This window comes from Kribbella sp. NPDC050241 (assembly GCF_044459685.1).
Taxonomy (GTDB): Bacteria; Actinomycetota; Actinomycetes; order Propionibacteriales; family Kribbellaceae; genus Kribbella.
Genome location: NZ_JBITJE010000007.1, coordinates 260,150 through 278,939 on the forward strand (window position 1 = coordinate 260,150; position 18,790 = coordinate 278,939).

Genomic DNA, 18,790 nt, shown 5'->3' on the forward strand with positions numbered 1-18,790 from the left:
GCCCCTTGCTGTGTCCGGTCAGCGCAGCACCGCCTGTTCGATGGTTGCCCCTGGCATCGTTCCGGACGGCGGCATCGACTCGGGCACGGTCGAAGGGACCGTCACCCGGAAGTCGCTGATCACGCCGCCGAGCGGCTCGTAGCTGGTGACGCCCGGTCCCCAGTTCGAGCCGTCCCACCACTTGTGGTAAAGCTGCTTGTCGGTGCCGGTGACGAACACGTCGAGCCGGTTCGGGGCCCACGAGACGACGCGCGGCTCGTCGGTGCACAGGCCGCCCATGTACTCGTAGCCGGTGACCGACGGTCCCCAGGCGGACCCGTCCCACCACTTGTGGTATAGCGCGGAGTCCGTACCGAGCACGAACACGTCCAGCCGGTTCGCGTCCCACGAGACCACGGTCGGGGCCGTCATACAGACGCCGCCCATGTACTCCCAGCCCGACCAGGCCGAGCCGTCCCACCACTTGTGGTACAGCGCCGAGTCGGTGCTGATGACGAACATGTCCAGGCGGTTCTCGCCCCAGGCGACGACCCGCGGCGGTGAAGCGCAGACACCACCGAGGTACTCGTAGCTGGTGGCCGACGGTCCCCAGTTCGAGCCGTCCCACCACTTGTGGTAGACCGCGTTGTCGGTGCCGAGCACGAACACGTCCAGCCGATCGCTGCCCCAGGCAACGACTTCGGGCGGGCTCATGCAGACGCCGCCGAGATACTCGTAATCGGTGACACTCGGTCCCCAGTTCGAGCCGTCCCACCACTTGTGGTAGAGCGCGCGGTCGGTGCCGAGGACGAAGGCATCCAGCCGGTTCGGCCCCCAGGTCGCCAACCGCGGCGGGCTCATGCAGACGCCGCCGAGGTACTCGTAACCGGTGACACTCGGTCCCCAGTTCGAGCCGTCCCACCACTTGTGGTGCAGCGCGTGATCGGTACTGAGGACGAACGCGTCCAGCCGGTCCGGGCTCCAGGACGCGACTTCAGGAGCACTCATGCAGACACCACCCATGTATTCGTAACCGGCGACGGACGGTCCCCAGGACGATCCGTCCCACCACTTGTGATACATCGCCAGATCGGTGCCGAGCACGAACGCGTCCAGCCGGTTCGCGCCCCACGACACCACCGAGCCGGCGGGTTCCGGCGTACCGGAGGCGCCGGCATAGACCGGCAGGTTCATCCGGACGGTGTCGAGGCAGGCTTCCATCCGGGTGGCCTGGTCGTTGGTGAACATGACCATGCCGCGGTCGTCGGTGTAGTCCATGTAGTCGTAGAACAGATCCCCGTTCGGACCGTTGCTGCACGTCACGTGCGGGAACGTCGGTACGCCGAAGTTCGGGCCGGCCGCGTTCGGGGTGTCGGCGCACTCGTCGCTGCCGCTGCAGCCACTGCCGTCGTCGCCCCAGATGTGGAACAGGTTCAGGTAGTGCCCGACCTCGTGGGTCGTGGTCCGGCCCAGATCGAACGGTGCGGCCGCCGTACCGTTGGTGCCGAACCCGCTGTGCAGGATGACCACGCCGTCGGTGTTCGCCGGGCCGCCCGGGAACTGGGCGTACCCGAGCAGGCCGCCGCCGAGCTGGCAGACCCAGATGTTCAGGTACCGGTCCGTCGGCCACGGGTCGATGCCGCCGGTCGACGACTTCTTCACCTTGTCGTCGGTGCCGAAGGACGCCGTACTCGTCTGGGTCCGGGTGACACCGGTGGTCGGGTTGCCGTTCGGGTCCACGGTGGCGAGGTAGAACTCGATCCGGGAGTCCGCGATCAGGCCGGTGAACGCGGCCGGAACGATGCCGATGTCGGAGTTCGTCGCCCGGAAGTCCCGGTTCAGTACGTCGATCTGGCTGTCGACCTGGGCTTGCGAAATGTTCTGCGCGGCGGTGTTCCAGACCACGTGCACCACGCACGGGATCCGCGCTATACCGGTGAACCGCTGCGGACCGGCGACGTACAGCGACGTCGCGTTCTCGATCGCCGACCGGGCGGCGGCGTACTCGGGTGAGGTCGACAGCAGCCGCCGGTGCACGTCCATCACACCGCACTGCCGTCGAGTCGGGGATTCGGTCCGCCCGTCCGTGCCGCTCATACCGGCACCACCGGCTGAACCGCCACCACTCATGCCCGCGCCACCGGGTGCACCGGTGCCACCGCTCATGCCCACTCCACCGGCCTGGCCGCCACCGCTCATACCGGCACCGCCCGCCGATCCGCCACTGCCCATGCCTCCGGCTCCCGCCGAACCCGGCGCAGAGTCCATACCCGTCATCGGCATTCCGCTCGCCGGCTGGCCGTTGGCACCCTGACCGGCTGCTGCCTCGCCCGGCATCCGGTAGTCGTCGTCGCGGTGCTTACCCGCTCGACCGTTGGCCTTCCTCGGCATCTCTCCCCCTTCCAACGGGGGCGCACGAGCAGGTCGGGACCGCACACGATCCCGGACCGAGAAGGTCTTCCCCCAGCCCGCCCTCCGATCGAAGGCGGTCTGTCCCGCCTTCCCCCACCGAACAGTCGGCCCCCAAGTCTCTGTTCTGGATTCACCTTGCTCCCCTCACCGCCCGCGCACAAGCCTTCGCCCGCCGGGTAGTGAACTCCACCGGAAACCCAGCGCTTGTTGGAGAATTGCTTGAAGCCTCAAGAGGGGAACACCATGCGCCGAGAGCTGTCCATCCCGTTCGACGTCCGGGGTCACCGCGGCCTGATCTCGGTCCGCATCGTGCCCAACGACGACCCGTGGGCGTCGGGCCATCAACTCGTCGTGCCGGACCTGAATGCCGAGGCGTTCCGCGGCTTTCCTTTGTGTACGGCGAGTCTGCGGTACCACGGCTCCGGCATCAAAGCGATCATGGGCTGGATCCAGCTGATCACCCGGGACTTCGACGGCGACATCTCGGTCGACCGCGCCCCGAACCTCAACCCGGCCGATCCGTTCTACGCCTACGGCTACCTGCCGACGTTCTTCGATGCCCCGGCCAATCCGGACCACCCGGACGGCACGTGGCGCGCCGACACCTTCCTCGTTGTCGTGCCCGACGTGATCCACTCGCGCACCGTCGCCCCGGTCGCCGCGTTCACGTGGGGCTACCGGCTCGAATCCGGTCGCCCGACGCTGCTCGACGTCACTCCGCTCGCTTCGGCGAGGTGGTCAGGCCATCGGTCCGTCCTCGAGGCCGCCCACCCGACCTGGACCTTCGGCTGAGTGCGCCGTCCGGTCCTGCAAGTCGGCCGGCATCCAGGTCCGCCGGCCATCGGGCCAGCCGGCCTCTCCGGGTCAGCCGGCCTCTCGGCCAGTCGACCTCTCCGGGTCAGCCGGCCTCTCGGCCAGCCGGCCTCTCAGGTCAGCTGGCTTTGAGGACCTGCTGGGCTTTGGTGACGGCGGCTTCGGTGGCGGCCTCGAACTCCAAGCCCTGTCCGGCCAGCACGCCGACCGAGACGATGACGTCCTTCACGCCGGTGATCGCGGCCGTGTACTCCAAGCCGCGCTTCGGGCCGCTCGTGCCGGTCAGGCGGAATGCGAACGGGCCGGTGCCGGCCTTCGGCGCGGAGATCTCCTCGACCTTCATCGACGTGCTGCTCTCGCCCTCGACCTTGAGCGAGACCTTCGAGCAGGACGAGACCGCGTCCTCGTAGGTCTCGCGCAGGTCCGCGACCTTCGCCGCCGTACCCATCGAGTCCAGGCCGAAGTCGATGTACGGACCCTCCTGGCCGCCGGAGAACGAGCGGGTGACGCTCGTCTTCGCACCAGGCGCCTTGGTGGCGTTGAGGTACTTCACCAGCGTCTTGCACTTGCTCGTCGGCGACGAGAACGGCTTCGAGGTGTCCTCGGGGTCTTCCTTCTCCTGCGAGAACCCGGTCGGCAGGTCGCTCAGCGCGAGCAGGGCCCGGGTCAGCTCGGCGGACGAGCGGGTGACCGGACCGGTCGGTTTCCCACTCGGTGCCGAGGGAGTCACGCTCGGTGCCGGTGTGGTCCCGGCGGGAGTCGAGGATGCTGCTGCGTTCTTCTTGTCGTCTCCACCGCAGGCGGTGAGCGACAGGCTGAGGGCAGCGGCGAGGGCAAGCGGGAGCGACACGAACCTGGTCATGGACCTTCCAAACCCTGTCAGAACCGTGGGCCGAGCGCGCCCACCGGTGGCCGAGCAGGCAGCAGCGTACCTGACGCGTCAGCCCGGTCGGTGCCGTGTCAGGTCGTGTCTGGGCGGGTCGTGTCTGGGCGGGTCGATCAGAACCGGTGCGAGCGGAGGTGGATGTTCTCCAGCAGCCCGACCGCGAGCAGGCCGGCGAACATCGACGATCCGCCGTAGGAGACGAACGGCAGCGGCAGACCCGTGACCGGCATGATCCCGAGCGTCATCCCGATGTTCTCGAACGCCTGGAACGCGAACCAGCAGACGATGCCGGTCGCCACCAGCCGGCCGAACGCGTCCCGCGCGTTGATCGCGATCCGCAGCCCGCGGAACAGCACCAGCGCGAACAGCGCGATGATCGCACCGGCCCCGATCAGGCCGAGCTCCTCCCCCGCCACGGTGAAGACGAAGTCGGTGTGCTGCTCGGGCACGAACGCGTTCTGGGTCTGGCTGCCGTGGAACAGCCCTTGGCCGAAGACCCCGCCGTTGCCGATCGCGATCCGGGCCTGGTTGACGTTGTAGCCGATGCCCTGCGGATCCTGCGACGGGTCCGCGAACGCGACGAACCGGGCCAGCTGGTAGTCCTTCAGCACCTGCAGCTTGATCGCCACCGAGGCCACCACGACGCCCGCGGTGATCAGCCCGAGCATCCAGCGCTTCGGTACGCCGGACACCGCGATGATCCCGAACACGATCGCCCCCAGCACCATCACCGTGCCGAGGTCGGGCTGCAGCATGACCAGGATCACGGGTATGCAGGCGACCGCGACCGCCTGCGCGACGTCGATGGTCCGGGCGGTCTCGTTGTGGTCGGTCTCGCCCTTCTCCGCGATCAGCAGGGCCATTCCGACGATCACCGCGAGCTTGGCGAACTCGCTCGGCTGGATCGACATCCACGGCAGCTGGATCCATGACCGCGAGCCGTTGATCACCGCGCCGACCCCGGGCACCAGGACCAGGATCAGCCCGACGATCGAGGCGGCGTACAGGACCGGGGCGAGGATGCGGACTCGGCGATGGTCGGTGACAGCGGCGCCGACCGCAAGCACCAGGCCGATGGCGAAGTTCAGCGCATGCCGGGCGAGGAACGCGTACTGGTTGCCGTCGGTCAGCGAGGTACGGGCGTGCGTCGCGGACCAGATCAGTACGGCGCCGATCGCCGACAGCGCGACGACACCGAGGACAAGGATCCAGTCCACCTGCCACACCGTCGACCGGCGGTCCATCCGCGGCCGGGTCCGGATCGGGCTCAGCAGTGCCATGTCGAGGCCCTCACTGACCCGGGGTCTGCTGGCCGGCCGGCGGGGCCGGCTTGATGTTGTAGACGGTCTCGTAGATCTTGCGGACCGCGTCACCACCGGCGCCCGAACCCGTACCGGCCTGGCTCAGCATCATCACCACGGCATACCGATCCGTGTACGACGCGAGCCACGAGGTCGTCTGCTTGCCGTAGACCTCAGCCGTACCGGTCTTGGCCCGGACCGGGATCTGGTCGACCGGGAACCCGTTGAACTTCCAGGCCGCCGTACCGGACTTGACCGTCTCCTGGAGGGCCTTGTCGATGTAGCGCAGGGTCGACGACGGCACCGGCAGCTTCGCCTTCACCGTGGGCTTGATCTCGTGCTTCTTGCCGTTCGCACCGATCCACGACTGCACCACCCGCGGCTCGTACAGCGTGCCGCCGTTGGACAGCGCCGCGTAGACCGAGGCCAGCTGCAGTGGCGTGAGGGTGGTGTCGCCCTGGCCGATGGCGAAGTTCACCGCGTCACCGGCACGGTACTTGTAGCCATCGACGCAGAACTCGCGGGAGAACTGCTTCAGGAACGCCGACGTCCCGGCCGGCGGGTTCTGCGCCAGCTTGCAGTAGTAGTCCTTCTGCGAGTCGTAGTACTCCTTCTTCCACTTGCGGTCGGCGATCCGGCCGCTGACCTCACCGGGCAGGTCGACGCCGGTCGGCGTACCGAGGCCGAACTTCTTCGCCATCTCCACCAGCGGGTCGTGGGTGTTCACGTCGGTGGAGTTGCCGCCCTCCTTCTGCCAGAGCGCATAGGCGATCCGGTAGAAGAACGTGTCGCAGGACAGCGCCAGCGCCTGGTCGAAGCCGATCATCCCGTACGACGCGGACTCGTAGTTCTTGAACCGGCGGTTGCCGACCTCGAAGTACGAGGAGCAGTCGAGCCGGGTCTTCGGGCTGTACCCGGCGCCCATCGCGGCGGCGGTGGTGATCGGCTTGAACGTCGACCCCGGTGCGAGCTGACCCTGCAGGGCGCGGGAGACCAGCGGGGTGCCGGACTTCGTCGAGTACAGCGCGTCCAGCTCGCGCTGGGTGATGCCGCCGACCCAGACACCCGGGTCGTAGGTCGGGTAGCTGGCCATCGCGACGACCCGGCCGGTCTTGGTGTCCAGCACGACCGCGGCACCGGAGTCGGCGACGTACTTGCGCTTGGTGACCGGGTCGGTCTGCTTGCGCGCGGTCATGATCGCGCTCTTGAGCTGGGTCTCGACAGAGGCCTGGATCCGCGCGTCGATGCTGGTCACCAGCGTGGCGCCCGGGACCGGCGCGGTCTGCTTCTGGATGCCGGTCGTGTACCCGACCGCGTCGACGATGACGTCCTTGACGCCAGGGGTGCCGCGCAGGAGATTGTCGTAGGTGCGCTCGACGCCGGCCCGGCCGACGAGGTCCGACCGGTGCGGGACCGAGTCCTGACCGGCCTTGTCCAGAGCCTCCAGCTCCTCGGTGGTGATCGGCGACAGGTAACCGAGGAGGTGGGCCGCGTTCACCTTGTACGGCTCGGGGTAGGCGCGCAGGGTCTGCGACTCGGCGGCGACGCCGGGGAAGTCCTCGCGGCGCTCCATCACCTCGATCGCGACCTGCTCGCTGACGTCCTTCGCCACCGGGATCGGCTGGTACGGCGTGCCGTTCCAGCAGGCGGGTGGTTTCGACGCGCCAGGCTCACCGCAGAGCATCGTGCGCGCCTTGAGGTCCTTCGGCTTCTGGCGGAGCACCTTCGCCAGGCGGGCGAGCACCGCGTTCTGCTGGCTGTCCGGCAGCTTCGCCAGCACCGACCGGTCGACCGTGATCACCAGCGAGACGCGGTTGCCGACCAGAGTGCGGCCGGCGGCGTCCACGATCGTGCCGCGCGGCGCCGGCACCAGGACCTGACGGGTGTGGTTCTGCGTGGCGGCCTGGGTGTAGTCGTCGTTGGACATCACCTGCATGTACCAGAGCCGGGCGAACAACGTGCACAGCAAGGAGAAGACCAGCACGCCGATCACGAACAACCGCAACCGGGCCTTCAGCGGTGCCTCGAAGCCGTCGAAGCTCATGGCAGAACCCGGCGGCGCTCGCGGGCGGGGAGCACGCGGCCCAGGATCCACATGACCAGGGGGATGACGACGATCGCGCCGACGACGTCGTACCCGGCGGCGATGCCGAGGCGGACACCGAACTCGCCCCAGTCGACCGACGGATCGTGCAGCAGCGAGCCGGTTGCACAGTAGATGAACAGCGACACGGCAGTGCCCAGCACCACGGTCAGCGCGACCCCCAGCGGACCGACCGGGCCGGTCGACGTCTCGCGACGGATCAGACCGGCCAGGTACCCGGCGATCGCGAGCGCCAGCGCCCACCGCCCGGCGGTGTGATCAGCGGGAGGTACGACGTCGAGCAGCAGACCACCGGCGAACCCGGCGATCGCTCCCCACTCCGGCCCGCGGGACAGAGCGAGCGCGATCACCACGATCAGCACGAGGTCGCAGGTCACGCCGGCGACCGCGATGTTCGTCAGCACAGAGGTCTGCACGGTGACGGCCACCATCAGGAACAGGGCGGCCAACCCGATGCGCAGTGCGATCACGTCAGTTCACCTTCCCTCTGTGGTCGACACCTTCGGCGAAGGCGTTGGTTTGAGCTGGGCGCGCGGCGGCCGGGCCGGTGGTCCGGTCACCACGCCGACCGTGTCGATCCGGGTCGGATCGACGTACGGCCTGATCGTCGCGGTGGACCCGAGGGCGCCCTCGGTCTCCGTCACCGAGGTGACGATGCCGATCGGCACCCCCGGCACGTACGGCGCGTTGTCGCTGGAGCCCCAGGTGACGATCTTGTCCCCCGCCTTGGGCCGCGCCTTCAGGTCGACGAGGTGGTAGTCGAGCAGGCCCGCGACGTCGCCGCGGCCGGAGACGAAGCCGAGCGCCATCGAGGCGTTCAGCCGGCCGCCCACGGTCGACTTCCGGTCGCCGATCAGCAGCACGGTCGCGGTCGCCTGGGTGGTCCGCACCACCCTTCCGACCAGACCGTTCCCGTTCAGCACGGTCATGTCGACGTGCACGCCATCCGCCGTACCGGCGTCGATCGTGACCGTGTGGTTGAAGCTCTGGGCGCTGCCGATCCCGATCACCCGGGCAGGTGTCATGGTGAACGCGGGCGCGAGCTTGAGCAGTTTGTCCAGCTCGGCGGCCCGGTTGCGGGCGTAGTCGGAGGAGTTCAGGTCCCGGGTGAGCGACTCGTTGTCCTTCTTCAGTTTTTCGTTCTCGTCCCTCAACCTATCCATTTCGGCGAACCGGTCGCGGAGGTTGTCCACAGGCTGCCGGGCCGAGCTGGCGGTCGACTCGAGCGGACCGAACACGCCTGCCGCGGCCTCCCGCAACGGCTCCACCGGGGAACCGGCCGAGCGCCGGGCATCGAGCACCATCAGCGTGAAGCAGGCCAGGATGACCAGGACCAGTACGGTCCGGCGCCGGCGGATCTCCCGCGGCATACCGGCCGAACGAACCAGGCCCCTGGCGGGGGTGCCGAGGTCTTTGAGCATGGGTCAGCGTCCCTCGGGCGTCAGCGCCGGTTGTCGGTGACCAGGATGCGGTTCAGGGTCTCGATGTTGTCGACGCACTTGCCGGCGCCGAGCACGACGGCGTCCAGTGGGTTCTCGGCGACGTGGATCGGGATGCCGGTCTCGTGCCGCAGCCGCTCGTCCATCCCCTTCAGCAGCGCACCGCCGCCGGTCAGCACGATGCCGCGGTCGACGATGTCGCCGGCCAGCTCCGGCGGGGTCTTGTCCAGGGTGGCCTTGACCGCGTCGACGATCGCGGTGATCGGCTCCTCGATCGCCTGCCGGATGTTCGAGGACGAGACCTTCACGGTCCGCGGCAGGCCGGAGACCATGTCCCGGCCGCGGATCTCGCTGTCCGGACCGTCCGTGGTCGGGAACGCCGATCCGATCGTCATCTTGATCTGCTCGGAGGTGGCCTCGCCGAGCAGCAGCGAGTACTCCTTCTTGCAGTAGTTCACGACCGCCTTGTCGATCGCGTCGCCGGCGACCCGGATCGACTGGCTGGTGACGATGCCGCCGAACGAGATGACCGCGACCTCCGTCGTACCGCCGCCGATGTCGACGACCATGTTGCCGGTGGCGTCGCGGACCTCGAGGTTGGAGCCGAGCGCGGCCGCCATCGGCTCCTCGATGATGTAGACCTTGCGGGCTCCGGCCATGTACCCGGCGTCGCGGACCGCGCGCTGCTCGACCGCGGTGATCCCGGACGGCACGCAGACCACGATCCGCGGCTTCGCGAAGTACCGGCGCCGGTGCACGCGCTGGATGAAGTACCGCAGCATCTGTTCGGCGGCGTCGAAGTCGGCGATGACGCCGTCCTTGAGCGGCCGGATCGCGGTGATGTTGCCGGGGGTCCGGCCGATCATCTTCTTCGCCTCGTGCCCGAACGCGACCGCCTCGCGCGGTTCGTCGGTCCGCGTCGCCACCACCGATGGCTCGTTCAGCACCACGCCGCGTCCGCGGACGTAGACCAGAGTGTTCGCCGTACCCAAATCGACCGCCATGTCGCGGCCGAGCATGCTGTTCGCCACCGCGGCACCTCCCACTCGGTCCCCGATCAGGCTAAACGCCGCCCGCGCTCACCCCATGGACCGACACGTTCCGTCCGCCCAGGCACGTATCGTATCCATTCCTGCACAAGCAGTCGGCAGCGGCCTCCGCCCCTGCCCCCAGTGTCACTCAGGGTAGGTCGGGGAACCAGATCTTGATCTCGCGCTCGGCCGATTCGGGCGAGTCCGAGCCGTGGACGAGGTTCTCGCGGTTGGAGAGTGAGAAGTCGCCGCGGATGGTGCCGGGGGCGGCCTTGCGGCCGTCGGTGGCGCCGTTGAGGAGGCGGACGACCTCGACCGCCTCGTCACCCTCGAGGACCAGGGCGACCAGCGGGCCGCTGGTGACGAAGTCCCGCAGGGGCGGGTAGAAGTCGCGCTCGACGTGCTCGGCGTAGTGCTGGTCCGCCTGCTCGCCGTCGATCGTGCGCTGGTCCATCGCGACGATCCGGAGCCCCTTGGCCTCGAACCGGCCGAGGATCTCGCCCACCAGGCCACGGCGAACCGTGTCGGGCTTCAGCAGGACCAGGGTGCGCTGCGACATCTGTCAACTCTCTCTCGAAGTAGTTCGGGCCGCTGAGCCTAGCCGTTTTACCCCTGCTGCGCCTGCTGGGCTTTCGCTTCGTCGATCCGGCGGCCGAGCACGAACGCCGCCACCCAGAAGCCCGCGAACGCCAGTCCGAGCACGAACATCACCGGTACGACGAAGCCGAGGCCGATTGCGCCGACCTGGACCACCGAGCCGAGGATGTAGCCCACCTGGTGGCGCAGCAGCCCGGCCGCGACGATCGCGAGGACGGCCAGCCCCAGACAGACGGACAGGGCCACCGCGGGCCGGACGTCGGCGACGGAGATCATCACCGGCGTGGCCAGCGCCAGCACCAGCGACTCGAACCCGAGCACGATCGAGGCGAGGGACCTCATTGGTCGGCCTGCTTCGGCTTGCGGACCAGCAGAGTGCGCGCCTCGCCCGCGGTGATGACAGACCCGGTGATCAGTACGCCGCCGGTCCCCATGGCGATCGCGTTCTCCTCGGCCAGCCGGATCGCGTCGTCGATCGCGTCGATCAGGTGCGGCCGGACCAGCACCCGGTCCTCACCGAACACCTCGATCGCCAACTCACCCAGTTCCTCGGCCGGCATCGAGCGCTCGACGAAGCTGTTCCGGGTGCACACGACCGTCTCCATGATCGGTTCGTACGCCTCCAGCAGGCCGTACACGTCCTTGTCCTTCATGCAGCCCAGTACGCCGATCAGCGGCTGGAACGCGAACGCCTCGGAGACGGTGGCCGCGGTCGCCTCGGCGCCGTGCGGGTTGTGCGCGGCGTCGACGATGATCGTCGGGCTGGTCCGGACGACCTCCATCCGGCCCGGGCTGGTGACCTGTGCGAAGCCGGCCTGCAGCAGTTCGGTGGTGACGCGGTCCTCGTGCTCCGGCCCGGCGCCGAGCAGCGCCTCGACGGCAGCGACCGCCGTGGCCGCGTTGTGCGCCTGGTACTCACCGTGCAGCGGGACGAAGATCTCCTCGTACTCACCGCCGAGTCCCTTGATCGAGATCACCTGCCCGCCGACCGCGAGCGAACGGCTGGTGAGGCCGAACTCGATCCCCTCCCGGGCGACCTGCGAACCGACCTCGGCGGCCTTGGTCAGCAGCACCTCGAAGACCTCCAGGCTCTGCTGCGACATCACCGTCGTACCGCCGGGCTTGATGATGCCCGCCTTGTCCCGGGCGATGGTGACCGGATCCGCGCCGAGGATGTGCGCGTGGTCGACCGCGACCGGGGTGATCACCGAGACGGTCCCGTCGGCGACGTTGGTCGAGTCCCAGGTGCCGCCCAGGCCGACCTCGATCACGGCCACGTCGACCGGGGCGTCGGCGAACACCGCGAACGCCATCGCGGTCATCACCTCGAAGAACGACAGCGGGTGCTCCTGCTCGGCGTCGACCACGTCCAGGTACGGCGCGATCTCGGCGTACGCCTCGGTGAAGCGCTCCTCGCTGATCGGCTCGCCGTCCAGCGTGATGCGCTCCCGGACGGACTCCAGGTGCGGACTGGTGAACCGGCCGGTCCGCAGCCCCGCCTCGCGGAGCAGGGTGTCGATCATCCGCGCGGTGGAGGTCTTGCCGTTGGTCCCGGTCAGGTGCACGACGGGGTAGGACTTCTGCGGGTCGCCGAGCAGCTCGACGAGCCGCTGGACCCGGTCCAGCGTGGGCTCGATCTTGTGCTCCGGCCAGCGCTGCTGGAGTCGTGCCGACACATCGGCGTAGGTGAGGTCGCTCATCAGGAGACCGAGTCTAGTGAGCCCTGTGGATAAAGCGGTCGGAGCACCCCTTGACAACCACTACGATTGTGCGCATGAGCCAGACGTCCCGCGTTCCAGACAAGCCCAGCCTCGAAGGACTCGAGGAGAAGTGGGCTGCCGTATGGAAGGAGCAGCAGACCTACGCCTTCGACCGCACCGCCGAGCGAGCCGATGTGTTCTCCATCGACACGCCCCCGCCGACGGTCTCGGGGTCCCTACACGTCGGGCACATCTTCAGCTACACCCATACCGATCTGGTCGCCCGCTTCCAGCGGATGCGCGGCAAGAAGGTCTTCTACCCGATCGGCTGGGACGACAACGGCCTGCCCACCGAGCGCCGAGTCCAGAACTACTACGGCGTCCGCTGCGACCCGACCCTGCCCTTCGACCCGGAGTTCACGCCGCCGGCGAAGCCTGACCCGAAGAAGCAGGTCTCGATCAGCCGGCAGAACTTCGTCGAACTGTGCGGTGGGCTCACCCACATCGACGAGCAGGCGTTCGAGGCGATGTGGCGGCAGGTCGGCCTCAGCGTCGACTGGTCGTACCTCTACACCACGATTTCCGAGGACAGCCGCCGTACGTCGCAGCGTGCCTTCCTGCGCAACTTCGCCCGTGGCGAGGCCTACCTGGCCGAGGCGCCGACGATGTGGGACGTCACGTTCCAGACCGCGGTCGCCCAGGCCGAGCTCGAGGCCCGGGAGTACGCCGGTGCCTATCACCGGATCGCGTTCCACGGCGCGGACGGCCCGATCTACATCGAGACCACCCGGCCCGAGCTGATCCCGGCCTGTGTCGCGCTGATCGCCCACCCCTCCGACGAGCGCTACAAGCACCTGTTCGGGACCACCGTGAAGACCCCGCTGTTCGGGGTCGAGGTCCCGGTCCTCGCGCACGAGGCCGCCGAGATGGACAAGGGCGCCGGAATCGCGATGTGCTGCACCTTCGGTGACCAGACCGACATCCTCTGGTGGCGCGAGCTGCAGCTGCCGGTCCGCACGGTCATCGGCCGTGACGGCCGTCTGCTGCGTGACACGCCGCCGTGGCTGGAGGGTTCGGAGCTGTACGCCGAGTTGGCCGGCAAGACCGTCTTCAGCGCTCGCGAGCTGATCGTCGCGAAGCTGCGCGAGAGCGGCGACCTGGACGGCGAGCCGAAGCCGACCCAGCGGATGGCGAACTTCTTCGAGAAGGGCGACAAGCCGCTCGAGATCGTCTCGACCCGGCAGTGGTACATCCGCAACGGCGGCCGGGACGCCGACCTGAAGCAGGAGTTCATCGAGCGCGGCAACGAGCTCGCCTGGGTCCCGGAGCACATGCGGCACCGGTACCTCAACTGGGTCGAGGGACTGAACGGCGACTGGCTGATCTCCCGCCAGCGCTTCTTCGGCGTCCCGTTCCCGGTCTGGTATCCGATCGACGCCGACGGCGAGCCGGACTACGACCACCCGCTGATGCCGAGCGAGGCCGAGCTGCCGATCGACCCGACCTCGCAGGCTCCGCGGGGGTACGACGAGAGCCAGCGCGGCAAGCCGGGCGGGTTCGAGGCCGATCCTGACGTGATGGACACCTGGGCCACCTCGTCGCTGAGCCCGCATATCGTCTGTGGCTGGGAGCGGGACGACGACCTGTTCGCCCGGACGTTCCCGATGGACCTGAACACACACGCCCACGAGATCATCCGGACCTGGCTGTTCTCCCGCATCGTCAGGGCGCATTTCGAGAACGGCACGCTCCCATGGGCGCGCTCGATGATCTCAGGCTTCGTCGTCGACCCGGACCGCAAGAAGATGTCCAAGTCCAAGGGCAACGCGGTCGTCCCGTCCGAGATTCTGAACAAGTTCGGCTCGGACGCGGTCCGGTGGCGGGCCGCGATGGCACGACCGGGGCTGGACTCGCCGTTCGACGAGTCGCAGATGAAGGTCGGCCGCCGGCTGGCGATCAAGGTCCTGAACGCGTCGAAGTTCGTGCTCAGCTTCGGCGCGTCGACGGTGGACCCGGCGGCGGTCACCGAGCCGGTCGATCTGGCGATGCTGCAGCAGCTGCGATCGGTTGTCACCGACGCGACCGCCGCCTTCGAGCGGTACGACTACACCGGTGCACTCGAGGTCACCGAACGGTTCTTCTGGACGTTCTGCGACGACTACGTCGAGCTGGTGAAGGAGCGCGCGTACGGCGGTCAGGGTGACGCCGGCGCAGCCTCGGCGAAGGCAGCGCTGGCAGTCGCGTTGTCGGTCCAGTTGCGGCTGCTCGCGCCGTACCTGCCGTTCGCGACCGAAGAGGTGTGGTCGTGGTGGCAGGAGGGTTCGATCCACCTGACCCGCTGGCCGGAGCCTGACGCCGACCTGACGGTCGCCGCGCAGGAGCCCGAGGTGCTGGATGCGGTCTCCGAGGTGCTTGCGGGCATCCGTGGGGCGAAGTCCGCTGCGCAGGTCTCGATGAAGACCGAGGTCAGCAAGGTCGAGGTCAGCGGCCCGGCCGCCCGGCTCACGCTGGCGGAGCGGGCGGAGCCCGACCTGCGGGCCGCGGGCCGGATCACCGGTGAGATTGTCTGGCATGCGGACGAATCCGACTCGGTCAGCGTGGTCGCGACGCTCTGAGTTGTACTTGGATGGTGCCCGTCTCCCGTCGGGGAGGCGGGCACCATTCGTTTGCAGTCAACGACTACGCTGCGGAATCGGGTTGTCCCGATATGACACCATCGGGCCGAACCGTGCGTCCTGCCAGTCCTGAGGAGCCTGTATGAGCGACCCCACCACCCCGGACCCCACGTCCAAGGCTTCTACCACCACGGCCGCCGACATGGCGGACACCGCAGAACTGGCCAAGGTCGAGGACCCGAAGCCCACGAAGGCCGATGCGGAGACGGCTGCTGCGAGTGAGAAGGCTGCGACGGGCGAGAAGGGTGATGCGCCTGCGAAGGCTGGGGCTGGAGAGAAGGTCGCGGCTGGGGAGAAGGTCGCGAAGAAGAAGTGGTGGCGGCGGATTCGCCGGGGTCCCTGGATGACTGTGGGCGGGATCCTGGTCGTGCTGCTGGTGCTGGCGCTGCTGGGCTACATCTGGGGCTTCGGGCCGCTCAACAGGCTGAACACAGCGCGCGGGATCACCCCGCCGGCCAAGCTCGCGGGTCTTGACCGGATCACGGATCAGGAAATCCGCGGACAGCTCCAACTGGACCAGACCCGCGAGGCGCTGAGCCGCATCAACGACGGGAAGCAGGCAACGGTCGAGGCGTACGGGAACCTCGACGGCAATCGGATGTTCGTGGTGATCGCCCTGCGCGGCAAGGTCGACATCGACAAGACCCTCGCCGACTCCGGTGCCACCCCCGACCAGATCAAGCGAGTCGGCCGCGCCACCTGCGTCGAGTCGGCCGGCAACCTGCCGACCCAGTGCTACCGCGGCTCCAACACGCTGACCGTGATTGCCCAGTCGGGCAACGACGGCGTGGCCGTCGACGCAGTAGCGCCGGTCGCCGAGGAAGCCTTCAACGCGATGAAGTGACCGGTCAGCTGAGCAATCCGGCGATCGCGATCATGATCGGAATCGACAGCAGCGTGCTCATCAGCACGGCACTCCGCGCGAGAGTCCGGCTGCTGCGGTAGTGAACGGCGTACACGTAGACGTTCTGGGCAGTCGGTAGTGCGGCCAGCAGGGTCGGCGCGAGGAGTGCGATGCCGTGCAGATCGAGCACCCACCGTCCGAAGACATACGCGGCGATCGGTTGCAGGACCGTCTTGAGCACGACGGCGAGTACGACGTCCCGCCGCAAGCTGATCGAGTCCTTGGTGCCGCCACTCAAGCTCAGCCCGTACGCCACCAACGCAACCGGCACGGCAGCAGCCGCCACGAGGTCGATCGGCCGCATCAGCAACGAAGGCAGCTGCACACCGAGCGCAGCCACCAGCAGCCCGAGCAGCGACGCCACGGTCAACGGATTCCGCAACGGCCGCGTCACCACGGCCCGCAACGACACCCGCCGCCCGGACCCCTGCCGATCACCGTCCAGTACGGCGAACGCCACCGGAGCCATCACCAGCAACTGGAACAACACGATCGGCGCAACCAACGCCCCGTCCCCCAGCACGTACGCCGCCACCGGTACGCCGAGGTTGCCCGCGTTCACGTACGACGACGCGAGGACACCGATCGTCGCCTGAGATCTCGTCCGCCGCCAGATCACCGCAGCGACCAGCAGAAACACCAACTGCACCACGAACAGACTGGCCACATTGGTCAGCAGGACGACCGAGAAGATCGCGTGCAGGTCCGCCCGCGCCACCGTCGTGAACAACAGCGCCGGCGTAGCCACGAAGAACGCCATCCGCGACAAAACCAACTCGTCCTGCGCCCGCAGTACGCCGATCAGTCCGACGACGTACCCCAGTACCGCAACAGACACCAAGGCGACGAAGGCACCGACGACAGCGGACATGGCGGTCAGGCACTCGAGGACGTTGGCACGTGCGGATCGTAGATGACAACGCATCCGCCGCCCCGGCCCCGCTCAGCCCTCGGACAGGTGACGAAACCGTTAACCTGTCAGATGCTGACGAGACAGCGCCTTGAGAGGAAAGATTCCACCACCGACGAACAGGATGGTGACCATGACTCTTTCCCCTCGAACTGTGCGTGGTGCGCTGGCGACCGTGGTCGCGGCGGCCGCCACGATCGGCGTCGCACTCCCCCTCAACGCGACCGCCGCCGGCAGTGGACTGCCGCTCGGCGACCCTGATCTGGCCGAGACCCGCAGCAGCCAGGAACTGGCGCCTGGCGTGACGCTGACCCGGATCGTGCGCGGGACCGAACCAGCGCCCGCCGACCAGATCAACACGACGACCCGGGGACCGTGGGTCGTCAGCGTGCTGACGATCGATCCCTTGAAGGCGAAGGGCCACCTGCAGGCGACGTACGGGCCGGACCTGGCGAGGGTCGAGAAGACCTCGGACCTGGTCCGGTCTGCGGGCGCGGTGGCCGGCGTCAACGCGTCGTTCTTCACCTTCACCGCTGATCCGCTGTACCCGGGCGACCCGGTCGGCCTCGGCATCTCCGACGGCAAGCTGCTGAGCGAGCCGCTGACCGACCCGGCCGAGGCCAACCTGCTGATCGATGCCAAGAGCAACAAGATGGTCGCCGGGCACCTGCAGTGGTCGGGCGAGGTGCGGAACCGCGCGACGCTCGCTACGCTGCCGCTCGAGTTCGTGAACCACCGGCCGGTGATCCCGGCCGACTGCGCGAGCCTGCCGGACCAGACCACCTGCGCGTCCCCGGGTGACGTCGTACTGTTCACGCCCGAGTTCGCCGCGGCGACTCCGGCCGGCGCGGGCGTCGAGGTCGTACTCGACCGGCGTGGATGCGTGGTCAGCACGGCGACGACGCGGGGCACGAGTCTGAAGGCCGGCCAGACGTCGCTGCAGGCGACCGGACAGGACACCGTCGCGCTGCTGAACGTGGCGTCGCGCGGATGCCTCGACCGCGACCTCAAGCTGTCGAACGAGGACGGCGACAAGGTCCCGCTGCGCAGCGGCCTGTACGGCGTGACCGGTCGCTACCGGCTGACGGCCACCGGCGAGATCGTCGTACCGGACGGGTCCGGTAGCTTCTTCGACCGGAACCCGCGGACGATCGCGGGCACGACGCCGGACGGAAAGATCGTGCTCGCGACGCTCGACGGGCGGCAGACCACGAGTGTCGGGACGACGATGGACGAGACGGCCGCGGTCGCGCAGTCGCTGGGGTTGCGGAACTCGATCAACCTGGACGGCGGCGGGTCGACCGCGATGGCGCTGCAGGACGGCACCCTGGTCAACCACCCGAGCGGTACCGGCGGCGCCGAGCGCGCGGTCGGCGACGCGATCGTCTTCGTCCCCAGCCACTGAGCCTCCTGACCACTGAGCATCCCGACCCCTGAGCATCCCGACCCCTGAGCATCCCGACCACTGAGAAGGCTCGCACGTTCGTGAGACGCTGAGCGGGTGCGACTACGGCTGCTGCTGTGCGCGACCGTCCTCCTCGGGACGGCCGGATGCGGCGGCGGCCAGGCCAAGGAACCGGCCACAACCGCACCCGCCAGCATCTCCGTGACCAGCCAGGCGTTCCGCGAGGGCGGTTCGATCCCGCGCAAGTACACCTGCGACGGCGACGACGTTTCACCGCCACTCGCCTGGAAGAACGTGCCGCAGAACGCCGGCGCCCTCGCCGTTGTGGTCGACGACCCGGACGCACCCCGCGGCACGTTCACTCACTGGGTCCTGCTCGACCTCGAGCCGACCACAACCTCCCTCGCAGAAGGCGAAACGCCGCCCGGTGCCAGGCAAGCGAAGAACTCGGCGGGCGGGGCCAAGTACTACGGCCCCTGCCCGCCGAGCGGCACACACCACTACCGCTTCACCATCTACGCCCTCTCCGAGGCAACCGCCCTCCCCAACGGCGCCGACCTCGAAGAAGCCCTCAACGCCATCGACGACAGAACCCTCACCCGCGGCCGCCTCACCGGACTGTTCTCCCGCTGAG

General features: G+C 68.5%; 16 protein-coding genes. 5 read left to right on the plus strand and 11 right to left on the minus strand.

The annotated features are described in order from the left end of the window. Nucleotides 1–18: 18 nt before the first annotated feature. Nucleotides 19–2,370, minus strand: a complete 2,352-nt coding sequence (locus tag ACIBG5_RS30235) for a M43 family zinc metalloprotease (protein ID WP_396394887.1) — start codon at nucleotides 2,368–2,370, stop codon at nucleotides 19–21. A gap of 264 nt (nucleotides 2,371–2,634) precedes the next feature. Between ACIBG5_RS30235 and ACIBG5_RS30240 the strand changes: the two genes are divergently transcribed. Beyond that, nucleotides 2,635–3,183 carry a hypothetical protein gene (locus ACIBG5_RS30240; protein WP_396394888.1) on the plus strand — a complete coding sequence of 183 codons (549 nt, stop codon included), beginning with the start codon at nucleotides 2,635–2,637 and terminating at the stop codon, nucleotides 3,181–3,183. Nucleotides 3,184–3,322: 139 nt separating this feature from the next. Here ACIBG5_RS30240 and ACIBG5_RS30245 read toward each other — a convergent pair whose 3' ends face one another. The 9 genes from ACIBG5_RS30245 to ACIBG5_RS30285 all read right to left on the minus strand — a co-directional run bounded on the left by ACIBG5_RS30245 (nucleotide 3,323) and on the right by ACIBG5_RS30285 (nucleotide 12,262). Next, nucleotides 3,323–4,066 carry a hypothetical protein gene (locus tag ACIBG5_RS30245; RefSeq protein WP_396394889.1) on the minus strand — a complete coding sequence of 248 codons (744 nt, stop codon included), beginning with the start codon at nucleotides 4,064–4,066 and terminating at the stop codon, nucleotides 3,323–3,325. A 137-nt stretch (nucleotides 4,067–4,203) separates the two neighbouring features. Beyond that, nucleotides 4,204–5,370, minus strand: coding sequence for a rod shape-determining protein RodA (rodA, locus tag ACIBG5_RS30250; protein ID WP_396394890.1), 1,167 nt, complete (start codon nucleotides 5,368–5,370; stop codon nucleotides 4,204–4,206). Nucleotides 5,371–5,380: 10 nt separating this feature from the next. Beyond that, nucleotides 5,381–7,435 (minus strand): penicillin-binding protein 2, encoded by a 2,055-nt coding sequence (gene mrdA / locus ACIBG5_RS30255; RefSeq protein ID WP_396394891.1) that lies wholly within the window; start codon nucleotides 7,433–7,435, stop codon nucleotides 5,381–5,383. Next, nucleotides 7,432–7,965, minus strand: coding sequence for a rod shape-determining protein MreD (gene mreD / locus ACIBG5_RS30260; protein WP_396394892.1), 534 nt, complete (start codon nucleotides 7,963–7,965; stop codon nucleotides 7,432–7,434). The genes mrdA and mreD overlap by 4 nt, the downstream gene beginning before the upstream one ends. Before the next feature lie 6 nt (nucleotides 7,966–7,971). Further along, complete coding sequence (gene mreC, locus ACIBG5_RS30265; protein WP_396394893.1) at nucleotides 7,972–8,916, minus strand: rod shape-determining protein MreC; 945 nt, start codon at nucleotides 8,914–8,916, stop codon at nucleotides 7,972–7,974. Nucleotides 8,917–8,936: 20 nt separating this feature from the next. Continuing rightward, on the minus strand, nucleotides 8,937–9,953 hold the full coding sequence (locus ACIBG5_RS30270) for a rod shape-determining protein (protein ID WP_131352455.1): 1,017 nt from the start codon (nucleotides 9,951–9,953) through the stop codon (nucleotides 8,937–8,939). A gap of 160 nt (nucleotides 9,954–10,113) precedes the next feature. Continuing rightward, complete coding sequence (gene ndk / locus ACIBG5_RS30275; protein WP_360453807.1) at nucleotides 10,114–10,524, minus strand: nucleoside-diphosphate kinase; 411 nt, start codon at nucleotides 10,522–10,524, stop codon at nucleotides 10,114–10,116. A 47-nt stretch (nucleotides 10,525–10,571) separates the two neighbouring features. Beyond that, nucleotides 10,572–10,904 carry a DUF4233 domain-containing protein gene (locus ACIBG5_RS30280; RefSeq protein ID WP_396394894.1) on the minus strand — a complete coding sequence of 111 codons (333 nt, stop codon included), beginning with the start codon at nucleotides 10,902–10,904 and terminating at the stop codon, nucleotides 10,572–10,574. Beyond that, on the minus strand, nucleotides 10,901–12,262 hold the full coding sequence (locus tag ACIBG5_RS30285) for a bifunctional folylpolyglutamate synthase/dihydrofolate synthase (protein ID WP_396394895.1): 1,362 nt from the start codon (nucleotides 12,260–12,262) through the stop codon (nucleotides 10,901–10,903). Before ACIBG5_RS30285 ends, ACIBG5_RS30280 begins: the two co-directional genes overlap by 4 nt. Before the next feature lie 74 nt (nucleotides 12,263–12,336). On the opposite strand from ACIBG5_RS30285, the gene valS reads away from it, so the two are divergent. Both valS and ACIBG5_RS30295 read left to right on the plus strand, forming a co-directional pair. Further along, nucleotides 12,337–14,877, plus strand: a complete 2,541-nt coding sequence (gene valS, locus ACIBG5_RS30290; RefSeq protein ID WP_396394897.1) for a valine--tRNA ligase — start codon at nucleotides 12,337–12,339, stop codon at nucleotides 14,875–14,877. A gap of 142 nt (nucleotides 14,878–15,019) precedes the next feature. After that, complete coding sequence (locus tag ACIBG5_RS30295; RefSeq protein WP_396394898.1) at nucleotides 15,020–15,781, plus strand: hypothetical protein; 762 nt, start codon at nucleotides 15,020–15,022, stop codon at nucleotides 15,779–15,781. A 4-nt stretch (nucleotides 15,782–15,785) separates the two neighbouring features. On the opposite strand, the gene ACIBG5_RS30300 is transcribed toward ACIBG5_RS30295, so the two are convergent. Continuing rightward, nucleotides 15,786–16,712, minus strand: coding sequence for an AEC family transporter (locus ACIBG5_RS30300; protein WP_396394900.1), 927 nt, complete (start codon nucleotides 16,710–16,712; stop codon nucleotides 15,786–15,788). A gap of 172 nt (nucleotides 16,713–16,884) precedes the next feature. On the opposite strand from ACIBG5_RS30300, the gene ACIBG5_RS30305 reads away from it, so the two are divergent. Further along, nucleotides 16,885–18,156: a phosphodiester glycosidase family protein gene (locus ACIBG5_RS30305; protein ID WP_396394901.1), complete on the plus strand. Its 1,272-nt coding sequence runs from the start codon at nucleotides 16,885–16,887 to the stop codon at nucleotides 18,154–18,156. Between the two features lie 96 nt (nucleotides 18,157–18,252). After that, a complete protein-coding gene (locus ACIBG5_RS30310) occupies nucleotides 18,253–18,789 on the plus strand; it encodes a YbhB/YbcL family Raf kinase inhibitor-like protein (RefSeq protein ID WP_396394902.1) in 537 nt (178 codons plus the stop codon). The last annotated feature ends 1 nt before the right edge of the window (nucleotide 18,790 follow it).

Coding starts and splice junctions, on each gene's coding strand:
- ACIBG5_RS30245 (WP_396394889.1), bottom strand. CDS start 4,066: ATGACCAGGTTCGTGTCGCTCCCGCTTGCCCTCGCCGCTGCCCTCAGC.
- ACIBG5_RS30270 (WP_131352455.1), bottom strand. CDS start 9,953: ATGCTCGGCCGCGACATGGCGGTCGATTTGGGTACGGCGAACACTCTG.
- valS (WP_396394897.1), top strand. CDS start 12,337: ATGAGCCAGACGTCCCGCGTTCCAGACAAGCCCAGCCTCGAAGGACTC.
- rodA (WP_396394890.1), bottom strand. CDS start 5,370: ATGGCACTGCTGAGCCCGATCCGGACCCGGCCGCGGATGGACCGCCGG.
- mreC (WP_396394893.1), bottom strand. CDS start 8,916: ATGCTCAAAGACCTCGGCACCCCCGCCAGGGGCCTGGTTCGTTCGGCC.
- ACIBG5_RS30240 (WP_396394888.1), top strand. CDS start 2,635: ATGCGCCGAGAGCTGTCCATCCCGTTCGACGTCCGGGGTCACCGCGGC.
- ndk (WP_360453807.1), bottom strand. CDS start 10,524: ATGTCGCAGCGCACCCTGGTCCTGCTGAAGCCCGACACGGTTCGCCGT.
- mrdA (WP_396394891.1), bottom strand. CDS start 7,435: ATGAGCTTCGACGGCTTCGAGGCACCGCTGAAGGCCCGGTTGCGGTTG.
- ACIBG5_RS30305 (WP_396394901.1), top strand. CDS start 16,885: ATGACTCTTTCCCCTCGAACTGTGCGTGGTGCGCTGGCGACCGTGGTC.
- ACIBG5_RS30235 (WP_396394887.1), bottom strand. CDS start 2,370: ATGCCGAGGAAGGCCAACGGTCGAGCGGGTAAGCACCGCGACGACGAC.
- ACIBG5_RS30285 (WP_396394895.1), bottom strand. CDS start 12,262: ATGAGCGACCTCACCTACGCCGATGTGTCGGCACGACTCCAGCAGCGC.
- ACIBG5_RS30295 (WP_396394898.1), top strand. CDS start 15,020: ATGAGCGACCCCACCACCCCGGACCCCACGTCCAAGGCTTCTACCACC.
- ACIBG5_RS30280 (WP_396394894.1), bottom strand. CDS start 10,904: ATGAGGTCCCTCGCCTCGATCGTGCTCGGGTTCGAGTCGCTGGTGCTG.
- ACIBG5_RS30300 (WP_396394900.1), bottom strand. CDS start 16,712: ATGTCCGCTGTCGTCGGTGCCTTCGTCGCCTTGGTGTCTGTTGCGGTA.